Below are 7708 nucleotides of genomic sequence, written 5' to 3'. Positions count from 1 at the left end.
GCCCTGCGGGCAGCGAGCGCAGCAGCCTTCGTCAATGGCAGGGCGGGCGATCTGGTCTATCTGGAGAAGGGATTCGGCATGCTGGCCACCGATGTGGTGGAGATGATCCCTCAGGCCATGAGGTTTTAGGATGGAGCTGAGATAGAAAGACGGGAAACGGTGGGCAGGGATTGGGAAGAGAGCAGAATTGAGAATGGGCAGTAGAATTGAGGACGAGAGGATGAAAGAAGAGGACGGCTGGTTTGGAGAGGTGGCTGGGGCAGAAAAACTGGAGGGCATGGTGGATATCACCTCTAAGTCTCTGGTCTATAGAAAGGCCACTGCTACTGGATCTATAAGGCTGAAGGAGTCCACTCTCCAGGCTATTAGATGTGGAGAGATAAAGAAGGGCGATCCACTGGCTACCGCCAGGCTGGCGGCCATACTGGCAGTGAAGGAGACTCCTCGTTTGATTCCTCTCTGCCACCCCATTCCCATAACCGGCCTGGTGGTTGGCCTTGAGCTGGAGGTGATGAGGATCAGAGCCACAGTCACAGTGACCTCTGTTGGAAGGACGGGGGTGGAGATGGAGGCCCTCACAGGTGTGAGCGTAGCTCTGCTCAACATCTGGGATATGGTCAAGTATCTGGAGAAGGACGAGACGGGCAACTATCCCGAGACGGAAATTGAGGAGATCCGGGTGCTGGAGAAGGTGAAAGGGGAATAGCTCTCGATGCGGAAAGTCGTACTGCTCTGGAATTATGTTGGTCGGCGTATAATATCCCTTCTCAGCTGTTGAGCCCTTTCCGATTCCTTTCTCCTTTCTATTTCTCCTCTACAGTATCATTGGCCACCAGCAATGCAATCTCATTTCTGCGGTAGAAGGGCGGCGTCCTGGGCTCGTTATACTGCATCAATAAAGGCTCTCCTTTGGTCAGGATCCCCCTTTCCTTCAGGGTCTTATTCAATCGCTCCAGATTATCTCTATAACTGCCTTCATTCATGTAGCCTGAGAACCTGATGGTGGCAAGGGTTCGGGGCTCGACCACCCGGATTTCGACATTGCTTGATGTGGGCCGGGGGATGGTCTGAATATCGAAGCGCTCCGGCATAATAAAAGCCATGGACAGGCCTTTTTCGGTACTGGTTGTGACCACCGGTGCAGTCATCTCGATCTTCTCCCCTTTCTCGTTCTCTCCGGAGATGTATCTGAACAATGGGCTGAAGGCACCATTCTCATCCTCCACTCCTCAGCTACCGCCAGGTGATTGCGGAGCAATCCATTATCCATGCAGTCAAGATGGGAGATGGCCAGACAAATGCGGGGATTTTTGACCAGAATACCACGATTATACAACTTTTGCCTCCGGTAATCGCCGCCCAAGGGGGTCCAGTTCATCCATAGGCGCGCTCATATTGGAGTACGAATTGCAGTTGGCACCCAGCCCGGATCGTCCACAAAAGAAGCTATTTAATCCAGGCGGATAAATAGAGACATTAGATATGTTAGAGCAGATGATTTCCCGCCCAAGGAAGGAAGATGATAAAGGCAGAGGTCTCACCGCTGAGCAGCGCAGGCATCTGGAGAAGAGCCTGAAAGAGAACGATGAGTTAATGAAATGCCTGGCCAGATTGTGAGGTCAGGTCTCCAGCGTGTTTTCTCGGAGCCGTCTCTCGATTTCATCGAGCATGCAATTGTATTCAGCTATTTTGCAGAGAACCCCGCATATCTTTTCTTTGCTAGTAGACAAGCGAAGGCCGTTCATCCTTAGAATGTTGTCTGCAAGCTGAAATCCAGTCTTCTTCTGGCCATCGTTAAAGGGATGAAGGGCTATTAGATGAAGAGCAAGAGCGGCCTTCTTGAAGTGATCGGGCTCATCATTGATCATGGAGACGAGATAATCAATGGTGCCCTGGCAAAGGATGCCTGGCAAGCCTCCATAGCGCTGGATGATGGTGTCATGGATCTCGATGATCATCTTTGCAGTTAATTCGACCATTGGACTGGACTTCCCTCGGGCAGGGAACAATTTCACTGACCGAGGAGATATTGGTTTCGATCCGCGTTCCGGATAAAGAAAAACTGTGGACCGGAGCTTCAGGAGTACATAGCCTGGTGGCCCCGCCCACCCACAGGAGTGCGCGTGCGCATGATGGAGGGCGGGCGTGTGACTGGAGGATAGCGGCACTGTCTCGTGCATGAAGTAAATTTGGATTGAGAGGATGGCGGCGTGGTCGGGCCTAGCTAGAGGAGGAAAATTGCCTTCTGTCAGAGATGGCCGATGGCCTGCTGCTCGCGAGTGCCTGGGCTCTGGTCTTAGATCTAGGAAATCTATTTTAGAAGCCAAGCATATCAATAGGATCGTGGTGAGATCAATGGAGGTTCTTGTCAAGAAAGGCAGTATAATTGAGCTTCCTAACTCCTTTATGGTTGAGTTGGGTCTAAGCGAAGGCAAGAAAGTGTTTCTGAACGTAAAGGATGGAGAAATTCTCATCAAACCGGCCAAAGACATTGCAAAAAGGCTGGCAGGTTCAATCGCACTGGATGATGTTGATCTTATTGATGAGATTGTGGAATCCGAGGATTGGCTGTGATAAATTCTCTTGAAGCACTGCCTAGATCTTCCGATGTATTTATCGACGCCAATATATTTTTATATCATATAATGAGGCGCCCTAAATGGTTCCTGCCATGCCACGAATTTTTTATGGCAATTGAATCAGGTGCGTATAATGGATTCACTTCAACACTTGTGCTCAATGAAGTGCTCCATAAACTAATGCTTGCCGAAGCCACGCATACCTATGGTCTGCACTCAGAATATGATGCTGCGAATGCATTAAAGCGAGATCCTACCAATCCCTTATTTCCTGGAAATCTTTTTTTAGAGGCAGAGACATGTTAATGCTTTGGTGAGATAGATGGAGGTTCTTGTTAAGAAAGGCGGGATAATTGAGCTTCCGAGTTCAATATTATCTGAGATTAACCTTTGTGAAGGCAAACGAGTAGCTCTGAGCGTGAAAGGCGGAGAATTGCTCATCAAGCCGATCAAGAGTCTTACTGATCAACTTATTGGCTCAATCAAATTAGATGACCAAAAACTTATAGAAGAGATAATCGAATCCGAGGATTAGCTGTGATTAGCTCTCTGGATTCGCTTGCGCCCCAATCCAATATATTTATAGATACGAACATATTTTTGTATGGTGCACTGGACTATACAAAATACCGAGCTACATGTCGTGCGTTCCTGCAAAATATTGAATCCGGCACCTATTTTGCAGCCACTTCTGCCCTAGTCTTAAACGAGATCATCCACAAGCTAATTCTAGCCGAGACTACAAAGACATATCATCTGCGAAGTGAGAGCGAAGCCAGGAAACTAATAGAAGACAAGTCGGAAACGATCTCAAGCCTTGCGAGGGTCTGGAAGACCTACGCTGTAATTAGAGCATATCCTTTGGTCATCCACAGCATCGACAAGGCTACAATGGATATGGCAACAGATCTTTCGAGCAGATATGGGCTCTTCATATCAGATGCATCTCACCTGGCTGTCATGAAGATGAACGGCATTTCCAATATAGCTACTAATGACAACGATTTTCAGCTAGCAGAAGACATTAGCATATACAAACCATAAGTGAGCAGGACGGGAAATATCATAGCCCATTTCTCTTTCGATTCTTGTGCCATCCCTATCCAGCCGTTTCCCCAAATAATGGCATCTGCCCGTATCCTCCCTCGCTTGCGGGTGCGGACGCGTGGCTGGTGGATGATGGCAGCAGAGCTGGAAGGACCGCAAGTAGATTATGTGTAGTCGGGCTCGCAGCTTTCTGCAATTTCTGAGATGAACTCCGGTCTCATGTAACGAATTCTGTTTCCGATCTGCTCGACTTCCTTCTTCAATTCCAGGTAAGGAATAAATCGGCAGATTTTCGGGAGGGGAGGCTTTAGCCTGGCAAATGCAGGCCTGTTAATCTCGTAGAACACCTTTTCTCTCCGCTCATCAGGCGCGACAATGAACAGATCGAGTTTGAGATTGGGCTGCATGCTCACCAGGTCCGCCATCCTCAATAAGCCCGAATAAATTGTTGTTGTGTGCTCCACCTCGAAAGCTGCGACTATTGCCTCGCCCTGAAGCCAGAGAACATCAATCAATTCAATCGTCTTATTTTTAAAGAATACCCTGCAGCAAGCTGCGGGATATTCTTTAAAAATAAAAATATAAAAATCTGGAAAAATATTCCTATTTAGCTTTTCGCTCCTTCATCGCTTCTACAAACGCCAGGAACGGCGGAGATGGCTTGCCCGGCCGGGACTTCATCTCCGGGTGGAACTGAGAGCCGAAGAAGAATGGATGCTCTGGAATCTCACAGATCTCCATCAGATCACCGTTCCTGCCGGAGAAGATCATCCCTTTCTCCTCGATGGGTTTGATATAAGCGGGATTGACCTCATATCTGTGCCTGTGCCTCTCCACGATATTGGTTTTGCCGTAGATCTGGTGCGCCAGGCTGCCCTCCAACAGGTGAGCGGGATAATTTCCCAGCCGCATGGTTGCCCCCATCTGCCTGATCTTCTCCTGCTCGGGCAAAATAGCAATCACCGGATGGGGGGTCTCTCCAAACTCAGTGCTTCCCGCCTCTTCCAGGCCGCAGACGTTCCGGGCATATTCGATCACCGCCAGCTGCATTCCAAAGCAGATACCCAAATAGGGAACCTTCATCTCCCGGGCATACTGCACCGCCTTGATTTTGCCCTCCGTACCCCGGGAGCCAAAGCCACCCGGCACCAGAATGCCGTCCGCCTCCCGCAGGATGAGGTCAGATGATCCGTGCTCCAGATCCTCAGCATCGATCCAGACGATCTCCGGCCGGACGCCGGCTTCAATCCCCGCATGCTTCAGAGACTCCCGAATGGAGAGGTAGGCATCCTCCATGGGATCGGCGCACTGCTGACCCACGGTGTACTTGCCCACGATCGCCACCTTCACCGATCCTGATACCTCTTCCATCTTCGCTACAAACTGGTCCCAGTCCTTCTTCTCCTCCAGAGGAAAGAGCCTCATCTCCTTCATTATGTACTTGGCAATGCCCTCGGCTTCCATCTGCAGGGGCACCTTGTAGATGTCATCAGAGTTGTGGGCGCTGATCACTGCCTCTGCAGGCACATCGCAGAACTGGGCGATCTTGTGCTTGGTCTCTGGGAGCAGGGGATTCTCACATCGAACCACGATCATGTCCGGCTGCAGACCCAGCTCCCTCATCACCTTCACGCTATGCTGGGTGGGCTTGGTCTTCTGCTCTCCATCGGTGGTGGAGGGGGCCAGGGTTACGTGGACGAAGAATATGTTTCCCGACTCCTCGTACTTGAGCTGGCGCATAGCCTCCAGGAAGGGCATGGACTCGATGTCGCCCACTGTGCCCCCCACCTCGACCAGACATATCTCGCAGCCCCCGTCTCGGGAGACCTGACGGATGCGCTTCTTAATCTCCTCGGTGATGTGGGGGATGATCTGCACCGTCTTGCCCAGATACTCACCTCGCCGTTCCTTCTCAATCACTGTGCTGTAGACCTTGCCGGTGGTGATGTTGTGGTCTCGGGTCAGCTCGACATCAAGGAATCGCTCATAGTTCCCCAGGTCTAGGTCCACCTCTCCCCCATCCTTGAGAACATAGACCTCTCCATGCTGAAAGGGGCTCATGAGGCCAGCATCGATATTGATGTAGGGATCGATCTTTATGGCCGTGACTTTATAGCCCCTGTTCATGAGCAGCCTGCCGATGGAAGCCGCGGTTATGCCTTTCCCAAGGCCGCTCATAACCCCGCCAGTGACCACGATATATCTCATTTTTTACGCCTTCAGGAGCGTAGCCGCTCCGTATATGATAAGGGTGACGATCAGAATCGACGACACTAATGCTCCGGGAAACTCGGGAATGCTCTCGGTGATGAAGGTCAGAACCAATGCGCTAACCAGGCCCAAGAATATGACTGCGGGAATGACCTGCATCGCTCCGATCGCTCGCAAGCCGTCCTCATCCTCAACTGCTTCTCCCGCCTCCTCTTCAGAACGAATCTGATCGGATTCGAACTGCTCTGTGGAATTCTCTTCCCTTTCGACCGATCCGAGTGGCTCCCTTACCCCTGGTCTGAAGCGGTTCTCAGGGTCCTGTGCTGCCTCGTCTCTCTGAAACCGCCGGTCCTCTCGGGGGGTCTTAAAAGGATCAAACTCTCCATTTGAGCCCTGCGTTTGGCTGGTCAGGGGATCGATGGGGCGGTCGATCCGATCGCGATCAGGATAATCATCCCCACCAAAATAATCATCGGCTTCTCTGGAGTATTCATTATCCCTCACCGGGCCATTGCGCTCTTTACTGTGATTATCTCCGTCCGTCTCCGAGAGATCCTCAATCCTGCGAAAACGGCGGGCAGATCGATATCTCTCTAGATCCTGATCCTTTGAGAACGATATATTCCGGCTCTCCCTCTCATCCTCTTCATCGCGTCCATCCTTCGCCGGGACGAATTCCGTATCCAGATCCTCGGAGGACTCGTATGGACTGCGATCCTCATCCTCCCCGCCATCATCCATGCCCTCGGGATCAATTATCTCTGGATCAATCCCATCGGCGCCGATCTCATCCTCGTCAGGATTCCTTTCCTCTTCCCGGTAATCCTCAGTCTGCGCCTCCTCTGCCGGGGCGATATCCCGGATCCAGGCTCGAGAGGGGACCCTGCCCAACCTATCTGATGGGCCCTGGCGGCCGAGACCTTCGGACTGGATGCCGGGGAGCTGATCTGACTTGGAGACTATGGAGTCCCGCAGGATGGTTATGGGAACCCGGCTATCGCCAATGCTGCTCTTCAGGATTATCTCTCCATCCAGCCGGTCTGTATCGTCGGGCATTCGGGCGAAGATCGGTATGATCTGCTTTCCATCCACGTAGTCATCCGATCTTCTGAAGCGAACCGCCTTGAAGACGGGATCGCTGGCCTGGAGCGAGACATCTGAAGGCTCTCCATCGTTGATGACCACGAGGTTGAAGAGGGTCTCCTCGCCAGGAAGAAGATGGAGGACGATGGGTGTCTTGGTATCGCTTCCCTCGTTGATGCGAACAATATGATCCAATCCCAAAACCCCTCACTCGCTATTGTTACATAATATTGTATAAATATTTCGCCTGTGAATCCCAAGCCCCTTCTCTGCCCCCATCCACCATTTTGGGGCTCTTAGCGCGGATTCGGCCAGGCGTCCATCTGGTCAATCTAGAATATGATCATTCTCGAAGCTCTGGGGGCAGCATATTTGGAATCCCGTCCTCAATGGGATAGATCTCATTGCAAGCACGACAGCAGAGCTTGCCGGCTAATATCTCCGACTCGTTCTCTTCGAATACCTCCAGTATCAGGTCTCCTTTGCACATAGGGCAAGCCAGAATATCGAGAAGATCGCGTTTCATCGCTGGCAACAGCTGTTCTTATAAAGTATAAATCTTTGTCTCACATCCGAAGCATCCGGTCCTGGAGACCTGACATGATGAGAATGGACCTATTTTTCCCCTGCTGTCACTCCAATAAAATGGAGGCATTCTTCCAGAGTATGGCCTCCTTCTCTCCCTCTGATAGATCAAGCCTCTGGATTATCTCCACTGCTCTGCCCGGAATCTCCCAGGGATAGTCGCTGCCGAATATCACCCGATCCGCCCCAATATCCTGGATCAG

At 51.3% G+C, this 7708-nt stretch carries 12 protein-coding genes; 5 read left to right on the top strand and 7 right to left on the bottom strand.

Annotation, left to right across the window (positions count from 1 at the left end):
- Window positions 1-277: 277 nt before the first annotated feature.
- Window positions 278-706: a cyclic pyranopterin monophosphate synthase MoaC gene (gene moaC / locus BP822_RS07710; RefSeq protein WP_013719224.1), complete on the top strand. Its 429-nt coding sequence runs from the start codon at window positions 278-280 to the stop codon at window positions 704-706.
- Window positions 707-803: 97 nt separating this feature from the next.
- On the opposite strand, the gene BP822_RS07705 is transcribed toward moaC, so the two are convergent.
- On the bottom strand, window positions 804-1226 hold the full coding sequence (locus BP822_RS07705) for an SOUL family heme-binding protein (protein WP_052297535.1): 423 nt from the start codon (window positions 1224-1226) through the stop codon (window positions 804-806).
- A 268-nt stretch (window positions 1227-1494) separates the two neighbouring features.
- On the opposite strand from BP822_RS07705, the gene BP822_RS07700 reads away from it, so the two are divergent.
- Window positions 1495-1617 (top strand): hypothetical protein, encoded by a 123-nt coding sequence (locus BP822_RS07700; protein WP_276839041.1) that lies wholly within the window; start codon window positions 1495-1497, stop codon window positions 1615-1617.
- Between the two features lie 2 nt (window positions 1618-1619).
- Here the strand turns inward: BP822_RS07700 and BP822_RS07695 are convergent, their stop codons facing one another.
- Window positions 1620-1979: a type II toxin-antitoxin system death-on-curing family toxin gene (locus tag BP822_RS07695; RefSeq protein WP_013719227.1), complete on the bottom strand. Its 360-nt coding sequence runs from the start codon at window positions 1977-1979 to the stop codon at window positions 1620-1622.
- Between the two features lie 376 nt (window positions 1980-2355).
- Here BP822_RS07695 and BP822_RS07690 point away from each other — a divergent pair, with 376 nt between their 5' ends.
- From BP822_RS07690 to BP822_RS07680, 3 genes are all read left to right on the top strand, one after another.
- Window positions 2356-2574: an AbrB/MazE/SpoVT family DNA-binding domain-containing protein gene (locus BP822_RS07690; RefSeq protein ID WP_157863708.1), complete on the top strand. Its 219-nt coding sequence runs from the start codon at window positions 2356-2358 to the stop codon at window positions 2572-2574.
- Between the two features lie 327 nt (window positions 2575-2901).
- Entirely contained in the window at window positions 2902-3114 is a 213-nt protein-coding gene (locus tag BP822_RS07685; RefSeq protein ID WP_013719229.1) for a hypothetical protein, read from the top strand.
- Window positions 3115-3116: 2 nt separating this feature from the next.
- Window positions 3117-3623, top strand: coding sequence for a type II toxin-antitoxin system VapC family toxin (locus BP822_RS07680; protein ID WP_013719230.1), 507 nt, complete (start codon window positions 3117-3119; stop codon window positions 3621-3623).
- A 167-nt stretch (window positions 3624-3790) separates the two neighbouring features.
- On the opposite strand, the gene BP822_RS07675 is transcribed toward BP822_RS07680, so the two are convergent.
- The 5 genes from BP822_RS07675 to BP822_RS07655 all read right to left on the bottom strand — a co-directional run bounded on the left by BP822_RS07675 (window position 3791) and on the right by BP822_RS07655 (window position 7696).
- Complete coding sequence (locus BP822_RS07675; protein WP_048132033.1) at window positions 3791-4141, bottom strand: hypothetical protein; 351 nt, start codon at window positions 4139-4141, stop codon at window positions 3791-3793.
- An 88-nt stretch (window positions 4142-4229) separates the two neighbouring features.
- A complete protein-coding gene (locus BP822_RS07670; protein ID WP_013719232.1) occupies window positions 4230-5834 on the bottom strand; it encodes a CTP synthase in 1605 nt (534 codons plus the stop codon).
- A gap of 3 nt (window positions 5835-5837) precedes the next feature.
- Window positions 5838-7115, bottom strand: a complete 1278-nt coding sequence (locus tag BP822_RS07665; protein ID WP_273271241.1) for a hypothetical protein — start codon at window positions 7113-7115, stop codon at window positions 5838-5840.
- Between the two features lie 148 nt (window positions 7116-7263).
- Window positions 7264-7446, bottom strand: a complete 183-nt coding sequence (locus BP822_RS07660) for a methytransferase partner Trm112 (RefSeq protein WP_013719234.1) — start codon at window positions 7444-7446, stop codon at window positions 7264-7266.
- Window positions 7447-7552: 106 nt separating this feature from the next.
- A complete protein-coding gene (locus tag BP822_RS07655) occupies window positions 7553-7696 on the bottom strand; it encodes an amidohydrolase family protein (protein WP_273467176.1) in 144 nt (47 codons plus the stop codon).
- Between the last annotated feature and the right edge of the window lie 12 nt (window positions 7697-7708).

This window comes from Methanosaeta sp. UBA458 (assembly GCF_002496085.1).
GTDB lineage: Archaea > Halobacteriota > Methanosarcinia > Methanotrichales > Methanotrichaceae > Methanothrix > Methanothrix soehngenii.
The sequence above is the reverse complement of the archived record's forward strand: the minus strand, read 5'-3'. Positions and strand labels throughout refer to the sequence as shown.